This window comes from Acrocarpospora sp. B8E8 (assembly GCF_039871605.1).
In the GTDB taxonomy this organism is placed as follows: domain Bacteria; phylum Actinomycetota; class Actinomycetes; order Streptosporangiales; family Streptosporangiaceae; genus Acrocarpospora; species Acrocarpospora macrocephala.
In genome coordinates, this window is record NZ_JBDPLV010000028.1 from 88,120 (window position 1) to 112,595 (window position 24,476).

At 71.3% G+C, this 24,476-nt stretch carries 20 protein-coding genes; 4 read left to right on the plus strand and 16 right to left on the minus strand.

The window, feature by feature from the left end:
- Positions 1–16 precede the first annotated feature (16 nt).
- From ftsW to mraZ, 9 genes are all read right to left on the minus strand, one after another.
- Positions 17–1,294, minus strand: coding sequence for a putative lipid II flippase FtsW (gene ftsW, locus ABGB08_RS26020; RefSeq protein ID WP_347594625.1), 1,278 nt, complete (start codon positions 1,292–1,294; stop codon positions 17–19).
- A complete protein-coding gene (murD, locus tag ABGB08_RS26025) occupies positions 1,291–2,688 on the minus strand; it encodes a UDP-N-acetylmuramoyl-L-alanine--D-glutamate ligase (protein WP_347594627.1) in 1,398 nt (465 codons plus the stop codon). The genes ftsW and murD overlap by 4 nt, the downstream gene beginning before the upstream one ends.
- Positions 2,670–3,746 carry a phospho-N-acetylmuramoyl-pentapeptide-transferase gene (gene mraY / locus ABGB08_RS26030; protein WP_347594629.1) on the minus strand — a complete coding sequence of 359 codons (1,077 nt, stop codon included), beginning with the start codon at positions 3,744–3,746 and terminating at the stop codon, positions 2,670–2,672. The genes murD and mraY overlap by 19 nt, the downstream gene beginning before the upstream one ends.
- Positions 3,743–5,110 carry a UDP-N-acetylmuramoyl-tripeptide--D-alanyl-D-alanine ligase gene (gene murF / locus ABGB08_RS26035; protein WP_347594631.1) on the minus strand — a complete coding sequence of 456 codons (1,368 nt, stop codon included), beginning with the start codon at positions 5,108–5,110 and terminating at the stop codon, positions 3,743–3,745. The genes mraY and murF overlap by 4 nt, the downstream gene beginning before the upstream one ends.
- Positions 5,107–6,621 (minus strand): UDP-N-acetylmuramoyl-L-alanyl-D-glutamate--2,6-diaminopimelate ligase, encoded by a 1,515-nt coding sequence (locus ABGB08_RS26040; RefSeq protein ID WP_347594709.1) that lies wholly within the window; start codon positions 6,619–6,621, stop codon positions 5,107–5,109. The genes murF and ABGB08_RS26040 overlap by 4 nt, the downstream gene beginning before the upstream one ends.
- Positions 6,622–6,691: 70 nt before the next feature.
- Complete coding sequence (locus ABGB08_RS26045) at positions 6,692–8,854, minus strand: penicillin-binding protein 2 (RefSeq protein WP_347594633.1); 2,163 nt, start codon at positions 8,852–8,854, stop codon at positions 6,692–6,694.
- The gene (locus ABGB08_RS26050) at positions 8,851–9,513 is read right to left on the minus strand and encodes a hypothetical protein (protein WP_347594635.1); all 663 of its coding nucleotides are present in this window, start codon (positions 9,511–9,513) and stop codon (positions 8,851–8,853) included. The genes ABGB08_RS26045 and ABGB08_RS26050 overlap by 4 nt, the downstream gene beginning before the upstream one ends.
- Positions 9,510–10,475 (minus strand): 16S rRNA (cytosine(1402)-N(4))-methyltransferase RsmH, encoded by a 966-nt coding sequence (gene rsmH, locus ABGB08_RS26055; RefSeq protein ID WP_347594637.1) that lies wholly within the window; start codon positions 10,473–10,475, stop codon positions 9,510–9,512. The genes ABGB08_RS26050 and rsmH overlap by 4 nt, the downstream gene beginning before the upstream one ends.
- A gap of 298 nt (positions 10,476–10,773) precedes the next feature.
- Positions 10,774–11,205 carry a division/cell wall cluster transcriptional repressor MraZ gene (gene mraZ / locus ABGB08_RS26060; protein ID WP_155343106.1) on the minus strand — a complete coding sequence of 144 codons (432 nt, stop codon included), beginning with the start codon at positions 11,203–11,205 and terminating at the stop codon, positions 10,774–10,776.
- A gap of 499 nt (positions 11,206–11,704) precedes the next feature.
- Here mraZ and ABGB08_RS26065 point away from each other — a divergent pair, with 499 nt between their 5' ends.
- From ABGB08_RS26065 to ABGB08_RS26075, 3 genes are read left to right on the plus strand one after another with little or no spacing between them, the layout of a single operon-like run.
- The gene (locus tag ABGB08_RS26065; protein WP_155356183.1) at positions 11,705–12,691 is read left to right on the plus strand and encodes a MoxR family ATPase; all 987 of its coding nucleotides are present in this window, start codon (positions 11,705–11,707) and stop codon (positions 12,689–12,691) included.
- Complete coding sequence (locus ABGB08_RS26070) at positions 12,688–13,920, plus strand: DUF58 domain-containing protein (protein WP_347594639.1); 1,233 nt, start codon at positions 12,688–12,690, stop codon at positions 13,918–13,920. The genes ABGB08_RS26065 and ABGB08_RS26070 overlap by 4 nt, the downstream gene beginning before the upstream one ends.
- Positions 13,920–16,580, plus strand: coding sequence for a DUF3488 and transglutaminase-like domain-containing protein (locus ABGB08_RS26075; protein WP_347594641.1), 2,661 nt, complete (start codon positions 13,920–13,922; stop codon positions 16,578–16,580). The genes ABGB08_RS26070 and ABGB08_RS26075 overlap by 1 nt, the downstream gene beginning before the upstream one ends.
- Before the next feature lie 62 nt (positions 16,581–16,642).
- Here the strand turns inward: ABGB08_RS26075 and ABGB08_RS26080 are convergent, their stop codons facing one another.
- The 6 genes from ABGB08_RS26080 to ABGB08_RS26105 form a co-directional block, all read right to left on the minus strand.
- Positions 16,643–17,035 (minus strand): DUF3040 domain-containing protein, encoded by a 393-nt coding sequence (locus tag ABGB08_RS26080; RefSeq protein WP_347594643.1) that lies wholly within the window; start codon positions 17,033–17,035, stop codon positions 16,643–16,645.
- Positions 17,036–17,194: 159 nt separating this feature from the next.
- Complete coding sequence (locus ABGB08_RS26085) at positions 17,195–18,427, minus strand: DNA polymerase IV (protein WP_347594645.1); 1,233 nt, start codon at positions 18,425–18,427, stop codon at positions 17,195–17,197.
- 60 nt (positions 18,428–18,487) lie between these two features.
- On the minus strand, positions 18,488–19,207 hold the full coding sequence (locus tag ABGB08_RS26090) for a methyltransferase domain-containing protein (RefSeq protein ID WP_347594647.1): 720 nt from the start codon (positions 19,205–19,207) through the stop codon (positions 18,488–18,490).
- Between the two features lie 156 nt (positions 19,208–19,363).
- On the minus strand, positions 19,364–19,774 hold the full coding sequence (nusB, locus tag ABGB08_RS26095; protein ID WP_155351451.1) for a transcription antitermination factor NusB: 411 nt from the start codon (positions 19,772–19,774) through the stop codon (positions 19,364–19,366).
- On the minus strand, positions 19,774–20,334 hold the full coding sequence (gene efp / locus ABGB08_RS26100; protein WP_347594649.1) for an elongation factor P: 561 nt from the start codon (positions 20,332–20,334) through the stop codon (positions 19,774–19,776). The genes nusB and efp overlap by 1 nt, the downstream gene beginning before the upstream one ends.
- Positions 20,335–20,360: 26 nt before the next feature.
- Complete coding sequence (locus ABGB08_RS26105) at positions 20,361–21,386, minus strand: aminopeptidase P family protein (protein WP_347594651.1); 1,026 nt, start codon at positions 21,384–21,386, stop codon at positions 20,361–20,363.
- Between the two features lie 88 nt (positions 21,387–21,474).
- On the opposite strand from ABGB08_RS26105, the gene ABGB08_RS26110 reads away from it, so the two are divergent.
- Positions 21,475–23,343 carry a glycoside hydrolase family 9 protein gene (locus tag ABGB08_RS26110; protein ID WP_347594653.1) on the plus strand — a complete coding sequence of 623 codons (1,869 nt, stop codon included), beginning with the start codon at positions 21,475–21,477 and terminating at the stop codon, positions 23,341–23,343.
- Here the strand turns inward: ABGB08_RS26110 and ABGB08_RS26115 are convergent.
- Complete coding sequence (locus ABGB08_RS26115) at positions 23,321–24,355, minus strand: LLM class F420-dependent oxidoreductase (protein ID WP_347594655.1); 1,035 nt, start codon at positions 24,353–24,355, stop codon at positions 23,321–23,323. The genes ABGB08_RS26110 and ABGB08_RS26115 overlap by 23 nt on opposite strands.
- Positions 24,356–24,476 lie beyond the last annotated feature (121 nt).

Here is a 24,476-nt window from a genome sequence, read left to right on the forward strand (position 1 = left end):
TGTTTCAAGTCGCGGATTATGCCCGGAGGCCAAGCCAGCTTAGAGCCCGGGCCGCCGGTCCGGGCCCCCGCGCGGCCAACGCTTCGGCCGCGCCCGGCTCACGTTTCGCGAACGACAACAACATCCCAAGCGCGGCGAGCGTCGGCAACAGGGCGGATCCGCCGTACGAGACGAGCGGCAGCGGGATGCCCGTGATGGGCAGCACGCCGATGACCGCGCCGATGTTCACGATGGCCTGCCCCACGATCCAGGCCACCGCCGCCGCCGAGGCGAACCGTACGAACGGGTCGTTGACCCGGGCCGCGATGCGCAGGCCCGCGTAGCCGAGCAGGCCGAACAGGGCGATCACGACGAGCGTGCCCATCAGGCCGAGCTCCTCGCCCAGGATGGAGAAGATGAAGTCACTCTCCGCGTGCGGCACCCAGTCCCACTTCTGCCTGCTGCTCCCCAGGCCCAGGCCGAACCAGCCGCCGGAGCCCATCGCGATCTGCCCCTGGGCGGCCTGGTAACCGGAGCCCTGGGCGTTCTCCCAGGTGTTGAGCCAGCCGGTGATGCGCTCGGACCGGTAACCCTCTGAGATGATCATGAAGACGGTGGCCAGGGCGAGCACGCCGAGCAGGCCGGCGAACAGCCGTACCGGCGCGCCCACCACCCAGAGCAGGGCCAGGAAGATCATCATCAGCACCAGCGTGGTGCCCAGGTCGCGGCCCCACATGACCAGCACGGCCAGGATGGCCACGCCGGGCATCAGCGGGATCAGCAGGTTGCGCCACTCCATCAGGCGACCGCGCGCGTGCCGGGCCAGGATGTCGGCCCCCCACAGCACCAGGGCCAGCTTGGCCGGCTCCGACGGCTGGATGGTGAGGCTGCCGATGTAGATCCAGCGCTGCGCGCCCAGCTCGGTGGAGCCGATGAAGATCACCATCACCAGGCCGATGATGGACAGCGCCAGCAGCGGGTATCCGGCTAGCCGGAAAAAACGCTGCGGCACCTTCGAGCAGGCGTACATGAGCGGGATGCCCAGCGCGACCGAGAGCGACTGCTTCAGGAACCAGTAGAACGGGTCGCCCTTGACCTGCAGCGCCTCGATGCTGGAGGCCGACAGCACCATCATCAGGCCGAGCGCGAGCAGCAGCGCGCTGCAGCCCAGGACCAGGTAGTAGGAGGTGAGCGGGCGGCTCAGCAGCTCGCGCAGCAGCGCCAGCTGGATCCTGCTCCAGCTGGGACGGCGCCGCTCCCCCTCGGTGGCGGCCCCATTGGCGGCCCCATTGGCGGCCCCTGTGGCGGCCGTCACCGCTCGACCAGACCGGTCAGGCCGGTCAGATTGCGGACGGCTCGCGCGAAGGCCTCCCCTCGCGCGCCGTAGCCGGGGAACATGTCCAGGGAGGCCCCGGCGGGGGCCAGCAACACGGTGTCCCCCGGGGAGGCGAGCCTGGCGGCTGCGGTGACGACACGATCCATCACCCCAGTGTCGTCCCCGGCCACCTCAAGCACGGGGACATTCGCCGCGTGTCGCGCCAATGCCTCCGCGATCCGTTCCCGGTCCACGCCCAGCAGCACCGCGCCGCGCAGCCGGGGCGCGGCCCGCCGGACCAGATCCTCCACGTCCGCGCCCTTCAGCTGGCCGCCGGCGATCCAGACGATCGACGGGTAGGCCGCCAGCGAGGCCGCCGCCGCGTGCGGGTTGGTGGCCTTGGAGTCGTCCACGTAGTCGACCTCGCCGACCCTGGCCACGTGGGCGATCCGGTGCGGGTCGGGGCGGAAGTCCGCCAAGCCTTGCCGTACGGCGCTGGCGGGCACCCCGTGGGACCGTGCCAACGCGGCGGCGGCCAGCGCGTTGGCCACATTGTGCGGCGCGAACGGGTGCACGTCCGACAGCGCGGCCAGCTCCTCCGCCGACCGCATCGGATCCCCCGTGAACGCCCGGTCGACGAGCAGATCCTCCACCACGCCCAGCTGCCCGGGCCGGGGCACCCCCAGCGTCCACCCCACGGAGCGATCCCGGTACGGCTCCGCCAGCCGCGTGGCCCACGGATCGTCGGCGTTGTAGATCACCCGCTCCGCCTTCGCGAAGATCCGCGCCTTGGCCCGCGCGTACTCCTCCAGCGAGCCGTGCCAGTCGATGTGGTCGGGCGCCACGTTCAGGACGGCCGCCGCCTTCGGGGCCGGGCTGGCCGACCAGTGCAGCTGGAAGCTGGACAGCTCGACGGCGAGCACGGTGGTCTCCCCCGGGTCGAGCACCGCGTCCACGATCGGGACGCCCACGTTGCCGACGGCGAGCGCGCGCTCCCCGGCGGCGGCCAGCATCGAGGTGAGCATGCGGACCGCGGTGGTCTTGCCGTTGGTGCCGGTCAGCGCCAGCCAGGGCGCCGCGCCCTCGTGCCGCAGCCGCCAGGCCAGCTCGACCTCGCCGATGACCTCGATCCCGGCCGAGGCGGCGGCCCGCAGCAGCGGATGGTCCGGCTTCCAGCCCGGCGAGGTGACCACCAGCTCGGTTTTGGCGGGCAGGTCCTGCTCGCCGAACCTGACCTCCACCCCGAGCTCGGACAGGATCTCCGGGATCGGGCGCTCGCGCTGCTCCAGCACGACCACCCGCTCCCCGCCCCTGGCCAGGCCGCGCGCGGCGGCGGTGCCGGAAAGACCGAGCCCGGCCACGACGACGCAGCTCCTCACAGTTTCGGCATCCATTCCACGTAGAACAGGCCGAGACCGGCGGACGCGCTGAGCGCGGCGATCAGCCAGAACCGGACCACGATCGTGGTCTCCGCCCAGCCCTTCAGCTCGAAGTGGTGCTGGAGCGGGGCCATCCGGAAGATGCGTCTCCTGGTCATCTTGAAGAAGCCCACCTGGATGATCACCGAGGAGGTGATCACCACGCACAGGCCGGCCAGGATGAGCAGCAGCAGCTGGGTCCTGGTGGTGATGGCCAGACCGGCCAGCACCCCGCCCAGGGCCAGCGAGCCGGTGTCGCCCATGAAGATCTTCGCGGGCGGGGCGTTCCACCACAGGAAGCCCACCAGCGCGCCCAGCACCGCCGCCGCCACCACCGCCAGGTCCAGCGGATCCCGCACGATGTAGCAGTTCGGCCCGAGGATCGCGGTGGTGCAGCTGTTGCGCAGCTGCCAGTTGCCGATCAGCACGTACGAGGCGAGCACGATCCCGGTCGCCCCGGAGGCGAGCCCGTCCAGGCCGTCGGTGAGGTTCACCGCGTTGGAGAACCCGACGATCATGATCAGCACCCAGATGGTGAACCCGATCAGGCCGATGGAGGGCCCGAAGTCGCGCAGGAACGACAGCCGGGTCTCGGCCGGGGTGATCGAGTAGGCGTTCGGGAACTGCACCACCAGCACCGCGAAGACGGCGCCCACGACCAGCTGCCCGAGCGCCTTCGCGCCGCTGCGCAGGCCCAGGCTGCGCTGCTTGTAGATCTTGATGAAGTCGTCCAGGAAGCCGACCATGCCCAGGCCGGTCATCAGGAACAGCACCAGCAGCGCCGAGGCGGTGGGCGGGGCCGGATCGGCCGACAGCAGCGTGGCCAGGTGGGCCGCCCCGTAGCCGAGCAGGGCCGCGATGACGATCACGGTGCCGCCCATGGTGGGGGTGCCGCGCTTGTCGTGGTGGCCGGACGGCCCCTCCTCGCGGATGTTCTGGCCGTAGCCGCGGCGGGCGAACAGCCGGATCGCCAGCGGCGTGCCGAGCATGGACAGCACCAGGCCGACCGCGGCGGCGACGAGGATGTCCCTCACCGGGCGTCACCCCCTATCAGCCGTTCCGCCACCCGTTCCAGACCGGCGGCCCGGGGACCCTTGATCAGCACCACGTCGCCGGGGCGGAGCCGCTCGGCGAGTTCTGCGGCGGCGGCCGCCACGTCGGGCGCGTGGATCGCGTCCGGGGCTCCTGCCATGATCTCGCCGGCGTTCTCGCCCACCACGAGCAGACCGGCCAGGCCCGCGCCCGCGGCCAGGCGGCCGACGCCCTCGTTCAGTTCCGGTCCGTCCTCGCCCAGCTCGCGCAGCGCGGCCACGACGGCGAATGTGCGCCGCCCGGCGGCCATCGCGTCCAGCGCCGCGAAGGCGGCCCGCATCGAGTCCGGATTGGCGTTGTACGCGTCGTTGATCACGGTGACGCCGTCGGCCCGGTCGGTGACCTCCATCCGCCAGCGGCTGCGCGGCTCGGCCTGCGACAGCTCGTCGGCGATGGTGGCCACCGGCAGGCCCAGCTCGTAGGCGGCGGCCGCGGCGGCCAGGGCGTTGGCGACGGCGTGCGCGCCGTACAGCCGGAGCCGGACCGGGGCCGCGCCGGTCGGGGTGCGCAGCGTGAACGCGGCCCGCCCCCGCTCGTCGAGCCGCTCGTCCAGGGCCCTGATGTGCGCCCCGGCGCCGCGCCCGAACCAGGTCACCCTGGCCTCGGTGCGCTCGGCCATGCCCGCCACCAGCGGGTCGTCGCCGTTCAGCACGGCCACGCCGTCCTTCGGCAGCGCCTCCACCAGCTCGCCCTTGGCCCTGGCGATCACGTCCTTGCCGCCGAACACGCCCAGGTGCGCGGTGCCCACGTTGAGCACCACCCCGATCCTGGGCGGCGCGATCCCGGCCAGATAGGCGATGTGCCCGAGATCGCGGGCGCTCAGCTCCAGCACCAGATACCGGGTCTCCGCGTCGGCCTTGAGCACGGTCAGCGGATGCCCGATCTCGTTGTTGTACGACCCGACGGGCGAGACCGTGGGCCCGATCCGCGCGGTCAGCCGGGCCAGCAGATCCTTGGTCGAGGTCTTGCCGGCCGACCCGGTCACCCCGACCACGGTCAGCGCGGGCAGCTCCGCCACCACGGCCCTGGCCAGCTCGGCCAGCGCGCCCACCACATCGCCCACGATCACGGCAGGCGCCTCCACCGGGCGCGCGGCCAGCACGGCCACCGCCCCGGATTCGCAGGCCTGGACCGCGTAGTCGTGCCCGTCCACCCGCTCGCCCTTGAGCGCGACGAACAGCGACCCCGGCTCGGCGGCCCGGGAGTCGATCACGACCGGCCCCCGCACCACGGCCCGGGGGTCGGTCAGGCCCATCAGGGCGCCCGCGGTGATCTCTGCGACCCGGCCCAAAGGCAACGGGATCATGCGTTCCTCCTGCGAATGGCGGCGGCGACCACCTGGCGGTCGTCGAATGGCACGACCTCGCCTGCGACATACTGGCCCTGCTCGTGGCCCTTGCCGGCCACAACTACCACATCTCCCGCGCGGGCACGGGAGATCGCCAGCTCGATGGCCTCGGCCCGGTCCGGCTCCACGATCACGCGGGCCCGCTCCGGCGGCGGCACCTCCAGCGCCCCGTCCATCATGGCGGAGAGAATAGCCAGCGGGTCCTCACTGCGCGGGTTGTCGCTGGTGAAGATGGCCACATCGGCGAGCCGGGCGGCGGCCTCGCCCATCAGCGGGCGTTTGCCCCGGTCCCGGTCGCCGCCGCAGCCGAGCACGATGGTCAGCGTGCCCTCGGTGACCTCGCGGAGCGAGCGCAGCACCGACTCGACCGCGCCGGGCTTGTGGGCGTAGTCGACGATCGCCTCGAACCCGTCGGGGGACGGCACCCGCTCCATCCGGCCCGGCACCCCGGCGAACCCGCTCACCCCCGCCACCGCGGTCTGCAGCGGCACGCCGGTCTCGACCAGCGCGACCAGCACGCCCAGCGCGTTGGCCACGTTGAAGGGCCCGGGCAGGGCGACCGACACGTCGGCCTCGATGCCGCCGGGGCCGACCACCCGGAAGGCGCTGCCGTCCGAGCCGAGGCGCACGTCCACGGCCCGCCACTCGGCCTCGGGGCCCCCGGCCGGCGAGAACGTGGTGATCGGGATCTTGGCGAACCCGGCCAGCTCCAGGCCGTGCGGGTCGTCGGTGTTGATCACGCCGAGCCGGGCGAACTCCGGGGTGAACAGCCGCGCCTTGGTGGCGAAGTAGTCGTCGAAGTCCCGGTGGAAGTCCAGGTGATCCTGGGACAGATTCGTAAATATCGCGACATCGTAGAAGATGCCGTCGACGCGGCCCAGCGCCAGCGCGTGGCTGGAGACCTCCATCGCGGCGGCGGTGACCCCCTGCTCGCGCATCAGCGCGAACAGGCCCTGCAGATCGCTCGCCTCCGGCGTGGTCAGCTCGGGCGTGATCCGGATGTCCCCGGCGTGGATCTCCACCCCGCCGACCAGGCCGGTCCGGTGCCCGGCGGCGGCCAGGCCCGCCTCCAGCAGGAACGTGGAGGTGGACTTGCCGCTGGTCCCGGTCACCCCGATGACCAGGATGTCGGTGGCGGGCTGGCCGTACACCCAGGCGGCGACCTGGCCGAGCAGGGCGCGCGGATCCGGCAGCACGAGCACCGGCAGGCCGGTGGCGGCGGCCTCGTCCCGGCCGGCGTCGTCGGTGAGGATGGCCACCGCGCCCGCCGAGCAGGCCGCGGCCGAGAACGCGGCGCCGTGCGCCGCCTTGCCGGGCAGCGCCACGTAGAGGTCGCCGCGCTGGACCCGCCGGGAGTCGATGGTGACGCCGGTGAGCACGCCGCGGGCCACCCGGCCGGAAGCGGACGGCGCGCCGAGCAGGGTGGCCAGCCCGGAGAGCGGGCGGGCCGACGTGGAGGACGGACGCATCGGGTGATCCACGGGATGGCCCGTGGGATGCGCTGCGGGCTGGTTCACGGCGAGAGCGTATCGTTCCCGGTCACGGCAGAGCGCTCGTCGAGCCGGTAGGCGGGATTTTCTTGGTCTTCAACGCGAATGTCATGACGTCCTTGAACACGGGCGCGGCGATCGTCCCGCCGTAGTGGTCCTTCTTCGGGTCCTGGATCACGGCCAGCGCCAGCAACCGGGGGGCCTCCGCCGGGGTGAAGCCGACGAAGGTGGCCGTGTAGCCACAGTAGCCCCCGCATTTCTGGTCATACCGCATTGCCGTGCCGGTTTTGCCCGCGACTCGGTACCCGTCGATGGCGGCGGCGTTGCCGGTGCCGTCCGTGCCGGAGACCGCGCCCTCCAGCATCGCGGTGAGCTGCTTGGCGGTCAGGTCGCTGATCACCCGGGTGGACTTGCCGAGGGGGGCCGGGGTCAGCCGGTCGTGCTGGTCGGTGGTGCCGGCCACGACCGTGGGGGCGATCCTGACGCCGCCGTTGGCGATGGCCTGGTAGACGCTGGCCATCTGGAGGGCGGTGACCGAGATGCCCTGGCCGTACATGATGGTGCAGCGCTGGCTGCCGCTCCAGTCCTGCCACTTGGGCAGCAGGCCGGCCTCCTCGCCCGGGAGGGCGCCGCCGCTCTTGGCGCCGAAGCCGAACGACCGGAACATGTCGTACAGGCGCTGGTTGGTGATTTTCTGCCCGGCCAGAATGGTGCCCACGTTGCTGGATTCGCCGAGGATCTCCGCGTAGGTCATCTGCTCGGTCGGGTGCGGGTGGGCGTCGCGCAGCGTGCGGTCGGCGCACTGGATGTGGTCCGGCACGGTGAAGATCGTCTGCGGGGCGACCACCCCGGCCTCCAGCGCCGCGGCGGCGGTGATGACCTTGTTGGTGCTGCCCGGCTCGAACACCTCCGCGGCGGCTCGGTTGCCGCGCTGCTCGGCCGGGACCTTCTGCCAGCTGCGCAGGTCCACCTCGGGGGCGTTGGCCATCGCGATGATCTGCCCGGTCCTGGTGTCCATCACGATCACGCTGCCGCTGCGCGCGCCGGTCGCCTTCACCTGCTTGGCGATGGCCTGCTGGGCGGCCCACTGGATGTAGCGGTCGATGGTGAGGCGCAGCTCGCGGCCCGGCACGGGGGCGACCCTGGTGCTGCGGGTCATCGGGATGCGCTGGCCGTCACGGCCGATCTCGATGCTCTGCTGGCCGTCCTGGCCGGACAGCAGCTTGTTGTGCGCCTGCTCCAGGCCCTCCAGGCCGAAACCCTCGTCGCCGACGAAACCGACCAGGCCGCCGGCCAGCGAACCGCCCGGGTAGAGCCGCCGGTAGGTGGCCTTGGAGCCGACCCCGCGGAAGCCGAGGCCCATGATCTTGCGGGCCCGGAGCGGGTCCACGTCCTTGGCCACCACCAGGTAGCGCTTGTCGGCCTGGGCCAGCTTGGCGGCGATCTCCTCCTTGGGCCGGCCCAGCTCGGCGGCGAGCGTGGTCGCGATCAGGTCCCGCTGCTCGAGCCTGACCTCGTACGGGTCGAGGTAGATCTCCCGGGCGTCGGAGGTGAGCGCCAGCTCGTAGCCGTTCACGTCGGTGATCGGCCCGCGCCTGGCCGGCAGCGTCTCCGGCTGCACCCGCTGCTGGGCCGCCTTGGCCTGGAACGACTTGGAGTCCAGGCCCTGCAGCTGAACCAGCCGCCCGGCGAACAGGGACAGCACGAACGCCATCACCACCAGCGCGACGTTGATCCGCCGGGACGGATCGCCCAGGCGCAGCATGGCGGGCGGGCGCGGGGGGCGCGCGGGCGGGCGCGGCGGCGCCCCGGCCCGTCCCCGGCCCGGCCCGATCGGCGCGGTACGCCCCTGAGCGTCGCGCCCCTGCGCATCCCGGCCCCGGACGTCCCGGCCCTGGGCCAGCCTGTCCTGCGCTGTCCTGCCCTGGGCTGTCTTGCTCTGGGCTGCCTTGTTCTGCGGGTCCTTGTTCTGGCCGTCCTTGCGCTGGGCGGGGTTCTGGGGCGGATTCTGGGCAGGGCGAGGCTGCCCCGCGGCGGGCCGGGGCTCGCGTGGGAGCCCCGGGCGCGGCTGGGGCGGCAGGGGCGGCCTTGGGCGGCCAGAACCGCCGGGAGTGCGGCGAACGCCTCCGGAACCGCCACGGGGACCGCCCGGGGAGCCGCCTCCCGGGCCGCCGCGGCCGGCGCTGGGCGGCCGGCCGCCGCCGTCTTTCACCGGACCGCGCCCTCCGTCGTGGCGGCGGGCCGCGACGCCGCGGACTCGTCGCCGGGCTCGGCGACGCGCTCGCCCAGGCTGGCCGGGTGCAGCCCCTCGCCGACGAACTCCGGCGCCGAGTCGTCCGGCCGCAGGCCGAGGCCGTCCGCCTGCTCGGCCAGGCCGGAGGGCTGCTGCGCGTCGCGGATGCGGCCCTCCTCCTGGTTGGCCTGCTGGTGCAGCTGCTCGGTGACCCGGCGCAGCTCGTTGTACTTGAAGGAGTCCTGGGCGAGCACGGTGTTCAGCAGCAGCAGGCTCACCAGGCCGCCGCCGAGCAGCCCGACCACGAGCAGCACGAACGGCGCCCTCGGCGGCCGCCGGTCACCCGGCCGCGCCGCCATCGGCTTCGGCACGGGCTTGGCCGCCACGGGCTCCTGCCGCTTCGGCTGGGCCTTCAGCCGGGGCTGCGGCGCCTTGGGGGTCGCCTGCGGCTTCGCCGGTTGCGGCGCCTTGGGCTCCGGCTTGGGCGCTTGCTTTGGCACCGGGTTGGGCACCTGCGCGGGTGCCTGCTTCGGCAGCGGCTTGGGCGCCTGCTTGGGCGCGGGCACCATCCGCCCCGGCACCCGTGCCCTGGTCCGGACGTCGGTGCCGGCACGCCTGTTGTCCTGGTCGGTCGTCATCCCTGGCGGATCCTCTCTGCCGCCCGCATCCGGGCCGAGGCCGCCCGCGGGTTGCGGGCCACCTCGTGGTCGTCCGGGAGCTCTGCTCCCCTCGTCAGGAGGCGGAACCGAGGCTGGTGGGCCTCCAGCGGGACCGGCAGCCCGGGTGGGCCGGTGTCCCTGGTCCGCGCCGTGAGCACCTGCTTCGTGAGCCGGTCCTCCAAGGAGTGGTAGGCGAGCACGACCACGCGCCCGCCGACGGCCAGCGCGTCGAGCGCGGCCGGCAGCGCCGTCTCCAGCGCCGACAGCTCCGCGTTCACCTCGATGCGCAATGCCTGAAAAGTTCGTTTTGCGGGGTTTCCCCCGGTGCGCCGGGTGGCCGCGGGGATCGCCTGCCTGACCAGGTCGGCGAGCCGCTTGGTCGAGGTGATCGGCGCCTTGGCCCGCTCCTTGACGATCAGCCCGGTCACCCGGGAGGCGAAGCGCTCCTCGCCGTAGTCGCGCAGGATCCGGGTGAGCTCCCCCGGCGGGTACGTGTTCACCACTTTTTCCGCGGTAAGATCTTGCTCCCGATCCATCCGCATATCCAGCGGGGCGTCGTACGAGTAGGCGAACCCGCGCTCGGCCTCGTCCAGCTGGGGCGAGGACACGCCCAGGTCGAAGAGCACCCCGTTGACGACCGGGCGGCCGAGATCGGCCAGCACCCCGGCCAGCTCGTCGGAGACCGCGCGCACGATCGTGACACGCTCCGCGAACGGCGCCAGCCGCGCGGTGGAGCGCTCGATGGCGACGGGATCGCGGTCGATGCCGACCAGGTGCAGCGCCGGGTGGGCGGCGAGCAGCGCCTCGGCGTGCCCGCCGAGCCCGAGGTTGGCGTCGACGACGACCGCGTCCGGCCCGGTCAGCGCCGGAGCCAGCAGTTCCAGCACACGATCCAGCAGGACCGGGACGTGACCCCCCGGCTGCTGACGCTCCTCAGACATCGTTCAACCCCCAACGGACTGCCGCTTCTAGGCTCGCGGATACGCGGCGCACACCCTCGATGATCTAGTCCCCACCCTGGATCGGCCCCAGGCGGGGAGCCGACCCGTCCGGCCAGGTCCCCATCCGCAGACCGTTGCTCGCGACACCTGACACCGGGGAAGGTGCATCAGCTGCCGGCTGGGTGCGGGTGGAGACCTCGCCGAACGTCACCGACGGGTCACAATAAGATCAGTACGGCCGATGGTGTGGTCAATCGGTTTTGTCCCGATAACCCACCAGGGGACGGCTGATCGCCGGTTACAGGACTCCGGGCAACACCTCCTCCGACAGATCGGCGAACGCCGGCTCCTGTTCGGCCAGGTAGGTCTCCCAGGCTCGGGCGTCCCAGATCTCCAGACGGGTGTTGGCTCCGATGACGACGCAGTCGCGTTCCAGTCCCGCGTACTGCCTGAGGCTCGGGGGGATGGTGATCCGCCCCTGCTTGTCGGGCGTTTCGTCGGAGGCGCTGGCGAAGAAGACGCGGCTGTAGTCGCGGACGGCCTTGGCTGTCACCGGCGCGGTGCGCAAAGCCTCAGTGAGCCGCTGGAACTCCTCTACGGGGAAGACGTAGAGGCAGCGCTCCTGGCCTTTGGTGATCACAAGACCCTCCGCCAGCTCCTCGCGATACTTCGCCGGCAGGAACAGTCGTCCTTTGTCGTCGAGGCGCGGCTGATGGGTGCCGAGGAACACCGGCCCCACCTCCCGTACCTTGCGGAACACCTAGCTCTGCAGCCACGGCCCTCCACTGGGCTCCACCATACTCCACTTCTCCCCACCGTCAACTGATTCAAACGGTATGGAGACGGTGTTAAATTCGCGTTTTCGCAGGTCAGAGAGGGTGGAGCAAAGTGGGGCGGGGCGCGGCCACGTGCCCCGTGTTTGGGCGTGTCGCGGGCGCTACTTGACACGAAAACCCCGATCGTGGGGCTTCCCGGCGGGTCCGGGTGGAGCGGAATGGAGGGGATCAAGGCCGCTACCAGCAATGGATCGCCCGATGTCACGGAATACGGACATCCGTACCACCCGATCGAGAAGCAAGTTCACGACACTGTGGGCAGTTCACGGTTGTTTCGATTCACGGTTGATCCTGCACAAAGTCGCCCGGGAACCCGTCGCGGCATAGTGTCGGTACACACAATGGATAAGGAATGGCAAACCCCCAGTAATACGGCACGCCTCTGGAGGCCTGGTGGCAGTAACACACGGCGCCGACACCGATGTCGACGCGGAACGGCTTGAGGATCTGGTGGAGGTCGCGCACCGGATCCGCACCGCGATCGAATCGGTGATCGAGGGCAAGAGCGACGTTGTCCGGCTCACCTTGACAGTTCTGCTCGCGGAGGGCCACCTCCTGATCGAAGACGTGCCGGGGGTCGGCAAGACGATGCTGGCCAAGGCGCTGGCACGATCCATCGACTGTCCCGTCCGGCGCGTGCAGTTCACCCCCGACCTGCTGCCCAGCGACATCACCGGCGTCAGCGCGTACAACCAGCAGACCCGGGAGTTCGAGTTCAAGCCGGGCCCGGTGTTCGCCAACATCGTGGTCGGGGATGAGATCAACCGGGCCTCCCCGAAGACCCAGTCCGCGTTGCTGGAGTGCATGGAGGAGCACCAGGTGACCGTGGACGGCGTGACGTACACGCTGGAGTCGCCCTTCATGGTCATCGCCACCCAGAACCCGATCGAGATGGAGGGGACCTATCCGCTGCCGGAGGCACAGCGGGACAGGTTCACCGTGAAGATCGCGATGGGTTACCCGGAACCGGCCGCCGAGCTGGAGATGCTCGACGTGCACGGCGCGCCGCAGCCGCTGGGCAAGCTGGACCCGGTGGCCAGCACCGCCGAGGTGCAGGCCCTGATCCGGGCCGTCCGCGCGGTCTACGTCTCGCAGTCGGTCAAGAAGTACGCGATCGACCTGGTCGACGCCACCCGCCACTCGCCCGACCTGCGCCTGGGCGCCTCCCCCCGGGCCACCCTGCACCTGGTCCGGGCGGCCCGCGCGCACGCCGCGCTGTCGGGCCGGGACTACGTCATCCCCGACGACCTGCAGGAGCTCGCCGTCCCCGTGCTCGCGCACCGGCTGCTGCCCAGCCTGGAGGCCCAGGGCCAGCGCCGTCACCCCGAGCAGGTGATGACCGAGCTGGTCCGGCGCGTCCCGGTGCCGGACAGCAAATGACCGGGTTCAAGGCGCTCACCTCCCGCGGCCGCTCGTTCCTGGCCTCGGGTTTCGCGGCCCTGCTGTGCGCCTTCTTCCTGGGCGAGCACGATCTGCTCCGGGTGGCCGTCCTCATCGCCGCGCTGCCGCTGCTGGCCGCGATGGTGGTGGCCAGGACCCGATACCGGCTGAGCTGCGCCCGCCGGCTGGACCCGGCCAGGGTCGAGGCGGGCAGCGACAGCACGGTGACGCTCCGCCTGGAGAACGTCACCCGGCTGCCCACCGGCCTGCTCCTGATCGAGGACACCCTGCAGTACGCGCTGGGCACCCGCCCCCGCTTCGTGCTGGACCGGGTGGAGGCCAAGGGCGTCCGCGAGATCGACTACAAGGTCCGCTCCGATCTGCGCGGCCGGTTCACCATCGGCCCGCTGGCGATCCGGATCACCGACCCGTTCGGCCTGGTCGAGCTGGCCAGGACGTTCACCGTGACCGACTCGCTGGTGGTCACCCCGCAGGTGATCCCGCTGCCGCCGGTGCGCCTGTCCGGGGAGTGGACCGGCGGCGGCGACAGCCGTACCCGGTCGGTGGCCTCGGCCGGGGACGACGACGTGGCGCCGCGCGAGTACCGCCAGGGCGACGACCTGCGCCGGGTGCACTGGCGCTCCACCGCCAGGTACGGCGAGCTGATGGTGCGCCGGGAGGAGCAGCAGTGGCAGAGCCGCGGCGCCCTGCTGCTGGACACCCGCCGCCCCGCCCACCGCGGCGACGGGCCGCGCTCCTCGTTCGAGGTGGCCGTCTCGGCCGCCGCGTCCATCGGCGTGCACCTGGCCCACGAGGGTCTCGGCCTGCGTCTGGTCACCGACCAGGGGCCGCAGCACCTCACCGACAAGGGCGTCTCCTGGTCGCTGCTCGACACCCTCGCGGTGGTGCGGCAGAGCCAGTCCCGCAGCCTGGAGCAGGGCGTCGCGGCGCTGCGCCAGGGCGGCGGCGACGGCCTGATCGTGGCCGTGCTGGGCGCGATCGACCCCGAGGAGGCGCAGGCGCTGGCCCGGCTCAGGCACGGGCACATGACCGGCGTCGCCGTCATGCTGGACGTGGCGAGCTGGGAGCAGTCCCGCGCGGCAGACGAGCGGTTCGAGCAGGCGCAGGCCGTGCTCACCGGAACGGGCTGGCGGGTGCTGCGGCTGCCCGCGGGGACGTCGCTGGCCGCGGTCTGGCCGGACGCGGCATACTCCAGGAGCGCGGCGTGATGAGGCTGCCGATCTCGGCGGGGCTGGCCACCGGAGCCGTATCGCTCACCCTCTACCCGCTGTTCGCCGACGGCGCCTGGTTCTGGACCAGCCTGGGCATGCTGATCGTCACCACCCTGGTGGCCACCCTGATCACCCGCCTGGCGCTCCCGGGCTGGCTGGCCCCCGTGGGCATGCTCGGTGGCATGTGGCTCTTCCTGACCGCGGTGTACGCCAGGGACGACGCCTGGCTGGCGTTCATCCCCACCAAGGACTCCGTACTGGCCCTGGCCGAACTGCTGGTGGAGGGCTTCGACGACATCCAGCAGTACGCGGCCCCGGTGCCCGCCAACCCCGGCATCAGCCTGCTCACCGCGGGCGGGGCCGGCCTGATCGCGATCCTGGTGGACCTGTTCGCGGTGCGGGTGCGCCGGGCGGCCCTGGCCGGGCTGCCGCTGCTGGCCCTGTTCACCGTGCCCGCCGCCGTGCTGAACGAGCCGATCGGCTGGCCGGCGTTCGTGATCGGCGCGCTCGGGTACGTCGGGCTGCTGGTCGCCGACGGGCGGGAGCGGGTCAGCCACTGGGGCCGGGCCGTGCTGGTGCGCCGGTCCAGGACCACGACCACCGCCGACGCCGGGCGGCTGGCCCTGTCGGGCAAGCGGGTCGGCGTGACCGCGATCGCGCTGTCGATCGCCATCCCCGCGCTGATCCCGACGCTGACCCCGGACCCGCTCTTCGGCTTCGGCGTCGGCAACGGCCTGGGCGACGGCGGCAACAACGTCGGCATCCCGGACGCGGTGGCCAAGCTCAGCGGGCAGCTCACCCAGCCGGTGAACGCCACCGTGATGAGCTACACCTCGGCCGACGACACCCCGCGCTACCTGCGCATCTACTCGCTGGACGTGTTCGACGGGCGGCAGTTCAAGCCGAGTTCGCTGAAGGGGCGCCCGGAGGACAAGGTGGACGAGGGGCCGATGCCGCCGGTGCCGGGCCTGTCCCCGGGCACGCCGACCACCAGGACCTCCACCACCATCCAGATCAGCGACGAGATCGAGGAGCTGCGGTTCCTGCCGTTGCCGTACCCGGCCACCCAGGTGGCGGTGGACGGCGACTGGCGGGCGGACCGGAGCACGCTGATGGTCTTCTCCACCCGGGACGAGGCGGCCGGTCTGGAGTACGAGGTGACCGGCATGGACCTGCGGCCCACGTTCGTCGCGTTGGACCAGGCGCCGGTGGCGCCGGTGGAGGTGCAGTCCCGCTTCCTGGCGCTGCCGCGCGGGCTCGACCCCCGGATCATGGATCTGGCGCTGGAGGTGACCGACGGGGCGCCCTCGCAGTACCAGCAGGCGGTGAAGCTGCAGGAGTGGTTCACCAAGACCGGGCAGTTCGCCTACAGCCTGACCACCCGGGGCTCGGGGAACGAGGCGCTGGCCGAGTTCCTGCTGAACAGCAGGACCGGCTACTGCGAGCAGTTCGCCAGCGCGATGGCCGTGATGGCCCGGCTGCTGGGCATCCCGGCCCGGGTCTCGATCGGCTACACCGGCGGTTCGAAGATCGACGGCCGCTGGGTGGTGCGCACCCATGACGCGCACGCCTGGCCCGAGCTCTACTTCGAGGGCGCGGGCTGGCTCAGGTTCGAGCCGACCCCGGCGGGCGGCGGCGGGCAGGCGACCGCCCGGGTGCCGCAGTACTCGCTGCCGGTGACCCCGACGGCCAGCCCGACGGCGGGGGCCTCGGCCAACCCGACGACGGGGGCGACCGGCCCGACCGGCCCGGACTCCGAGGCCGCCAGGAACATCCGCGAGCTGGAGGACCCGTTCGCCGGCACGTCGGGACCTGTGGTCGAGCCGGGCCTGCCGCTCCTCGTGAAGATCCTCATCGGGGTGGGCGTGGCGCTGCTGCTGTCCCTCATCCCGGCGCTGATGCGGCTGATCCTGTGGCTGTGGCGGCGGCGGATCGTGAACCGGGCGGCGGGATTCGGGTCCATCGAATCGAGCACACGAGAAGAACCGGAATCGGACGGGTGGACCCGTGACGAGATCGGCTCCGTGGCCGATCCGGACGATCGTCCGGTCGTGGATCCGGCCAGGTTCACCGTGCTGCGCTCATGGCCGCGCCTTCGGCGCGGCGGGTTCGGCCGCCTTCAGCCTGCGTCTTCCCTCGTCTCTCCGGTCGCTACGCTCCCTGCGTTCCTCAGTCCAGACACAGGCGCGGCCGAACGGGCGGTGGAGGCGGCCTGGGCCGAGCTCTGCGACACGCTGACCGACCTGGGCATGGCCCGGCAGACCAGCGAGACCCCGCGGGCGCTCGGGCGCCGCCTCACCGAGCGGTACGAGCTGGACCGGGAGGCCGCGGCGGCCATCGTCAGGATCTCCTCGGCCGAGGAGCGGCTGCGGTACGCCCGGGTCCCGGCGGTCGCGGGCCCGCTGGTCAGCGACCTCCAGACGGCCAGGAGCGCGCTGGCGGCCACCGTCTCCTGGCAGCGCAGGATCGGCGCCCTGCTGACGCCCGTGTCGGCGTTGCTGCGGCTCAAGGCGATCGGCGAGGGGCTGCTGGACGGGTTCGACCGGCTGGAGGGAATCGGCTGGCGGCCCCGCCGGAAGGCGCGCGCGGGGAAGATCACTCGTACGGAGAAGGCCGAGCCCACAGCGGAACGCCCGCTGGCCGGGACCCGGCGCTAAGTTCGACCTAGTCGATATCTAGTTCGATAAGGTCCGGGGGTTTCGAACCCCCGGGCCTTTCGTTATCTCTCGTCGTTACGACGGCGCCAGCGCTCTTCCATGCGCTCCATGAAGCCCGGCCGGCGGCCGCCACGGTGACCGCCCTGGGGAGGAGCGGCCGGGGACGTGGTCTCTCCGCCGAAACCGTTCATGCGTTTCCAGCTGGACAGACCCCACAGACAGGTCGCGAGCATGACCACGAAGCCGGCGACGCCGAGCCAGATAGTGTTCGACACGACGCCGACCATCAACAGGACGACCCCGAGCGTGAAGCCAATGGAGGCTTTCACCAGGCGGCGCTTGTAATGGCTGCGTGGATCACTGATCCGGACGGTATTAGCCCACTTCGGGTCCTCGGCGTAGAGCGCCTGCTCGATCTGGTCGAGCAAGCGCTGCTCGTGCTCAGACAGCGGCACGGCGCCTCCCAAGGACAGCCCCACTACGGGGAAGACGGCAACGGACGACACGGGGTGTCCGAACCCTGCGGTCGGTTATCCCCAGAATACGAGTCTGTAGACGTAGACGAAAGAAAACGGTCACAACGTCCACAAGCGCGGTACAAACCGGAGGTGACGTCATAGATCCATTGGACCAAACGGTCGGCGAACAAGCGATGCCGGTCGCACCGCATCCGGACCGAAACGCTGGATCGCTTTGTCCATCGCCTGTTCCGCCTCCCGCCAGCCGGTCTCTCTCTCACCGAGGCCCAGTTGCCTGGTCGCGGTGCCCGCCGGTCGGAGATTCTCCATCCGGACTCCCACCAGCCGCAGCCGAATCCGCTGCAGGCCCGCGGCCCGGTAGAGGTCGCAGGCGGTGGCGTGGATCTCCTTGGCCACGTCGGTGGCCTCGCGCAGGGTGCGAGACCGGGTGATCGTGGTGAAATCCGATCGGCGTAGTTTCACACTGATTGTACGCCCTATCAGATCCGCCGCTCTGAGCCGGGAGGCCACCCGCTCCGACAGCCGCAGCAACTCCCGCTCGATCACCTCGGGATCGTCCACGTCCTGGGCGAACGTCTCCTCGTTGCCGATGCTCTTGTCCGACGCGAGCGGCACCACCTGGCGCTCGTCCCGGCCCCAGGCCAGCGCGTGCAGGTGTTCCCCGGCCACCCCGAACTCCCGCCGCAGGGTCGTCACGGGCACCTGGGCGAGATCGCCGACCGTGTTGATGCCCAGCCGCGTCAGGGCCTGCTCCGTGCGCTCTCCGACGCCCCACAGGGCCGCCACGGGCAGCGGGTGCAGGAACTCCGTCACCCGGTCGGCGGCGACCACCAGCAGGCCGTCCGGCTTGCACTCGCGGGAGGCCAGCTTGGCCACGAACTTGGTGCTGGCCACCCCGACGGAACAGGTGATCGAGAACCGCTCGGCCACCTGCGCGCGGATCATGGCCGCGATCCCGGCCGGCGAGCCGAGCCTGCGCCGGGCCCCGCTCACGTCCAGGAAGGCCTCGTCCACCGAGAGCGGCTCCACCTCGGGGGTGATCGCGTGGAAAATCTCCATCACACCTTTGGAGATCGCGCCATACTTCCCGTGACTAGGGGGGATCACCACAGCCTGGGGGCACAGCCGCCGGGCCCGGGTCATCGGCATCGCCGAGTGCACGCCGAACCGCCGCGCCTCGTAGGTGGCGCTGAGCACCACGCCACGCGCCCCCGCGGCCCCGATGATGACCGGCAGGCCGTGCAACTCGGGCCGGTCGACCAGCTCCACACTGGCGAAGAACGCGTCCATGTCCACGTGCAGGATCGAGCACCCCGCGTCATCCGCGAGCCCGCCACCACCACCCGGCCGCACCTGTTTCCTGGACACAGTCTCAGCCTATCCGAACATCCGTTCTATGTTTAGGCAAGTGTTTATGGCCGCGAGCGCTTATCGGTATGCCAGGAGGTGCAGTTGGGTGGCGATGTCACGCAGCACTGGATGGGTGGCCGCGGCTTGTTCCAGTGCCACCAGCGCATCCGGATCCCCTTCGGAGAACCGGCTCGGCACCAGATCCGCGAAGATCCGCACCCCGTGCGTCTCCCCCACCGTGAATCCCGCGCTGCCCAGCAGGCTCGTCAGCCCCGCCGCCGTGAACCGGTGCGGCGTGGGGTCCTTCTCGCCCCAGCGTCCGGCCGGGTCGGCCAGGACCTGGCGGGCCTCCCCGAAATTCCCGGCCACCGCCCGGTGAATGGCCGTCGCGACCGGATTGGCCGCGAGCACGCTCAGCACCCCGCCCGCCCGCAGCAACCCCCCGATCGCGGCCAGCGCCGCCGCCGGATCCTCGACATACTCCAGCACGCTGTGGCAAAGCACCAGATCGACGCTCCCGGGCGAAAGCAGCTCCCCGAGATCCACCGCATCCCCCTGGATCCCCTTGACCGCCACGCCCGCCTCAGCGGCCCGCCGCTCCAGCGCCGCCAGCGAGTCAGGCGTCGGATCGACCACCGTCACCGCATGCCCCAGCCGCGCCAGCGGCACCGCGAACCCCCCGGTGCCCCCTCCCGCGTCCACGATGTCCAGCGCCTCCCGCCCGGTCGCGGTCTCCCGCCCGGCCAGCGCGACGCGAAGCGCGTCCCATACAACGGTCTGCCGCGTGGCGTCACGCACGTCCCAACTCCTCTATGGCCGCCTCGGCCCTCTCCCCACCAACCCTGTCACGGTACCGGCGAATCACGTTCAGCCCCCCGCGACATCGCTCGCGCGCAGCGGGCCGCCCCGCAGGGGAGAAAGGGAGGGTGGGCGGGAGAACCACCGTACCCCCAGTCAGAGCACCAAGGAGGGCTTGAGCTGCTTGAAGCGGGCCAGGATGCCGTTGACGAACTGGGGGGACTCGTCGGTGGAGAGTTCGCCCGCCAAGTGCACCCACTCGCTGATCACGACGCCCTCGGGCACCTCGGACGACCACAGCATCTCGTAGGTGCCGCCGCGCAGCACGTTGCGGTCCACGGCGGGCATGCGTTCCATGCTCCACCCCTCGGCATACGTCGAGATCAGCTCGTCGATCCGGCCGAGATGCCGGGTCACCCCCTCGACCAGGGTGACCGTGTATTCGTTCACCGGTGGTTCGGCCCGCTCGATCCGCTCGGCCAGCACGTCGAGCGGGCTGCGGTCCCTGGCCTCGGCCTCGAAGAGGATGTCCAGGGCGCGCCTGCGGGCCTTCCCCCGAGCTGACATCAAGCGCGACCGAGGTAGTCGCCGGTGCGGGTGTCGACCTTGACCTTCTCGCCGGTCGTGATGAACAGCGGCACCTTGATCTCGGCGCCGGTCTCCAGCGTGGCCGGCTTGGTGCCACCGGTGGACCGGTCGCCCTGCAGCCCCGGCTCGGTCTCGGCCACGAGCAGCTCGACCGCGGCGGGCAGCTCCACGTAGAGCACGTTGCCCTCGTTGATCGCCACCGTGGCGGTCATGTTCTCCAGCAGGTAGTTGGCGGCGTCGCCGACCGAGGCCCGGGAGACGTTGAGCATGTCGTAGGTCTCGGTGTCCATGAACACGAACTCGCCGCCGTCCATGTACGAGAACTGCATCTCGCGCTTGTCCACGGTCGCCACGTCCACCTTGACGCCAGCGTTGAAGGTCTTGTCCACCACTTTGCCGGACATCACGTTCTTCAGCTTGGTACGGACGAACGCGCCGCCCTTACCGGGCTTGACGTGCTGGAATTCCACGACGGTCCACAGGTCACCGCCGTCGAGCTTCAGCACCAGTCCGTTCTTGAGGTCGTTCGTCGTCGCCACGTGGATTCTCCAGCTTGCGGGCCGCCCTAGAGAACGAGCAGCTCCTTGGTCGTGAGTGTGAGCAGCTCCGGCCCGTCGGCACGCGTCACCAGCGTGTCCTCGATGCGCACACCGCCCCTGCCCGGCAGGTAGACCCCGGGCTCGACGGTGATCGGAACTCGATCCTTTAGTCTACCGGTCCTGTCGGGGCCGAGGAACGGAAGCTCGTGGATCTCCAGGCCGACGCCGTGCCCGAGCCCGTGCTCGAAGTGCTCCGCGTGCCCGGCGTCCGCGATCAGATCCCGGGCCGCGGCGTCGATGTCGTGCGCGCTGGCCCCGGCCCGTACGGCTTCGCGCCCGGCCCGCTGCGCCGCGCGGACCAGCTCGTACAGCTCGCGCTGCCAGCCGGCGGGCTCGCCGAGGGCGACGGTCCTGGTCATGTCGGCGTGGTAACCCCGGTAGAGCGCGCCGAAGTCCATGGTGATCAGGTCGCCGCGCTGGACCGGGCGGTCGCCGGGCGCGTGGTGCGGGATGGCGCCGTTGGGCCCCGCGGCCACGATCGAGTCGAAGGCGGGTTTGTCCGCGCCGAGTTCCAGCATCCGGAACTCCAGCATCCGGGCGATCTCGCGTTCGGTGCGGCCGGGCGCGATCCGGCCGGCGACGTCGGCGAAGACCTCGTCGGTGAGGGCGCAGGCGTGGCGGAGGGCGTCGAGCTCGGTCTCGTCCTTGACCGTGCGCAGCTCTTCGACCTGGCCGCTCAGGACGGGCATGTCGCCGCCCAGACGGCGGTAGTCGTCCACCGTCATGTCGTGGCCCTCCACGGCGGCGCCGGGGCTCAGCAGCGCCGCGGCCACGTCGCGGGCCTCGATCACATCCAGGCCGGGGCATTCGCGGGCGGTCTGGATGTAGCGGGAGTCGGTGGCCAGGGCGGCGGTCCCGTCCTGCCGGACCAGGACGGCGGCGTTGCTGCTGGCCAGGCCGGTGAGGTAGCGCACGTTGACGGGACGGGTGACAAGCAGGGCGGGCACGTCGAGCGAGGAGGCCAGCCGGAGCCGCCGTTCCACGTAGGTCATGTCCTGAATTTACGGGATATCTTGACCAGCCTCACGAGGCGGGCTACAACGTTAGGAATCTTTCCTAACTATAGGGCGGAGTTTGCCTGTGCGTTCCTTATCCCGACCGGCGCTGGCGCTCGCGGTGGCCGCCGTTCTCACGACAAGTCCAGCCAGGGCCGATGCGAAGACGACCGGGTTCATCCGCGTAGACCAAGTCGGGTTCACCCCGGCCGAGAGCAAGCACGCCTACCTGATGACCACCGGGACGACTGTACGTTTCACCGTCGTCGACAGCCAGGGGCGTACCGTCCTGACCGGAACCCCAGGCGCGGACCGCGGCACCTGGAACACGAAATATCCGCATGTCTACCCGCTCGACCTGTCCGCCCTGGAACGCCCGGGTTCGTACAAGATCAAGGCGGGCGGCCTGACCTCGCCCGAGTTCCGGATCGCCCCCGCCGCCCAGTTCGCCGTGCCCGCCGCCAAGGCGCTGGCCTTCTTCGCCGCCCAGCGGGACGGCGCCGACGTACGCCCCGGGGAGCTGGGCCGCCGCCCGAGCCACCTCAACGACCGAGCCGCCATCGTGTACGAATGGCCGACCTTCACCGGCCCCGACACCGACGTGATCCAGGGCGGGCTCACCAGGATCGGCGGCCGGGTGGACGTCGAGGGCGGCTGGTTCGACGCCGGGGACTACCTCAAGTTCACCCACATCCTGGCCTACGTGGACACCCTGATGTGGGCCGCCAGACGCGACGGCGGGCCACTCGCCGCCGGGGTGACCGCCGAGGCGCGGCACGGCCTGCGCTGGCTGGACAAGATGTGGGACGAGAAGTCCAAGACGCTGTACATCCAGGTCGGCATCGGCGCGGGCAACGAGGAGGGGACCTTCGCGGGAGACCACGACGTGTGGCGGCTGCCGGAGGCCGACGACCACGACACCGGGGAAGGCCGGCAGTACATCCGCAACCGCCCGGTCTTCCGGGCCGCCGCGCCCGGCGAGAAGATCAGCCCCAACCTGGCGGGCCGCACCGCCGCCGCCTTCGCGCTGGCCGCCCAGGTGGAACCCGACCGCAAGATCGCCCGCAACCTGCTCGACCAGGCCGCCACCCTGTACGCCCAGGCCAAGACCACGAACGTCGGCCAGCTGGTGACCTCACTCCCGTTCGCCTTCTACCCCGAGTCCGCCTGGCGGGACGACATGGAGCTCGGCGGCGCCCAGCTCGCCCTGGCCGCCAAGCGGCTCGGCGACCACCGCGCCGGGGCCTGGCTGGAGCAGGCCGCGCACTGGGCCGGGGAGTACCTGGCCCACGAGGCGGGCGGCGACACCCTCAACCTCTACGACGTGAGCGCCCTGGCCCACCGCGACCTCATCCTTGCCCTGCGCTCCTTCGGCACCCGGGGCCTGGCCGTCGGCGAGCAGGACCTGATCGCCGACCTGAAGGCCCAGCTGGAGATCGGCGCCACCCGCGCCACCCCGGATCCGTTCCAGGCGGGCGCCGACTACGCCCAGTTCGACGCGGTGCCGCACGCGTTCGGCCTGACGGCCACCGCGCGGCTCTACCGTTCGGTGTCCGGCGATCCGGCCTACGACGCGTTCGGCACCCGGCAGCGCGGCTGGGCGTTCGGCGCGAACCCGTGGGGTGTCTCGTTCATGGTCGGGGTGGGCGAGAACGCCGAACGCTGCCCGCACCACCAGGTCGCCAACCTCAAGGGCCGCGCCGACGGGCGGCACCCGATGCTGACCGGCGCGGTGGTCAACGGCCCGAACAGCGCCGACCTGTTCGCCGACGGCCTGGGCGGCCACTTCGACGAGATGGTCCGCTGCCCGCCGGACGGGATGGACCGCTACGAGGAGTTCACCGGCCGGGGCGCGCGCTACGTGGACGACGTGCGGTCGTGGCAGGCCTCGGAGCCCGCCGACGACTTCGCGGCCATCGCCCTCTACGCGCTCACCCTGACGTCATCTCCTTGATCTTCTCGATCAGGGCGACCCGGTCGGCATGGGTGGCGCCGGCCGGGGTCACGTTGATCGTGGTGACGCCGGAGTCGCGCATGGCCTGGATCCGGTCCCGGACGAAACCCTCCGGGCCGATCAGGGACATGTTCTCCAGCAGCTCGTGCGGGACCAGGGCGGCGGCCTCGTCCTTCTTGCCGTCCAGGTAGAGGTCCTGGATGCGCTCGGCCTCCTTCTCGTAGCCGTACCGGCGGGCCAGGTCGTTGTAGAAGTTCTTGCCCTTGGCGCCCATGCCGCCGATGTAGAGGGCGGCCATCGGGCGGCCGAACTCCAGCAGGCCGCTGACGTCGTCGCCGATGGCGAGGGTGGCCTGGGCGATCACGTCGAGTTCGCCGAGTTCGGGGGCGCGCCTGGCCTTGCCCGCGGCCAGCGAGGGCCCCCAGACGTCGGCGGCCTTCTCCGGCAGGTAGAAGATCGGCTCCCAGCCCTCGGCCAGCTCGGCGGCGAGCTCCACGTTCTGCGGGCCGATGGCGGCCACCACGATCGGGATGCGCTCGCGGACCGGGTGGTTGATCAGCTTCAGCGGCTTGCCGAGCTTGGTCCCGGCCAGCGGCATCGAGTAGTGCTTACCCTGGTGCTCCAGCTTTTCTCGCCGCCACACCTTCCGGCAGATCTCGATGATCTCCCGCGTCCGGCCCAGCGGCGCGGTGTACGCCACCCCGTGGAACCCCTCGATGACCTGCGGCCCCGACGCCCCGAGCCCGAGCGTGAACCGCCCGTCGGAGACGTAGTCCAGGCCCGCCGCGGTCATCGCCAGCAGCGTGGGCGTCCGCGAGTAGATCGGCAGGATCCCCGACGCGATCTGCAACGTCTCGGTCCTGGCCGCGATGTACCCCATCTGGCTGACCGCGTCGAAGCTGTAGGCCTCGGCCACGAAGACGATGTCCAGACCGGCCTTCTCGTAGTCGGCCAGCTCGGCCACGGTCTCCTTGAAGCCCCCGGAGTAGCTCAAGGCCATCCCGATCCGCATAGCGCAGTCCTCCTTGACCGAATGTTGTTCGGTTTCTTCGGCATTCCGAGGGTACATGAGCGCGTGGCCCGCTGAAGCGGCGGTCTGCGGACGGGTCTCCGGTCAATAGACTGGTGCCCGC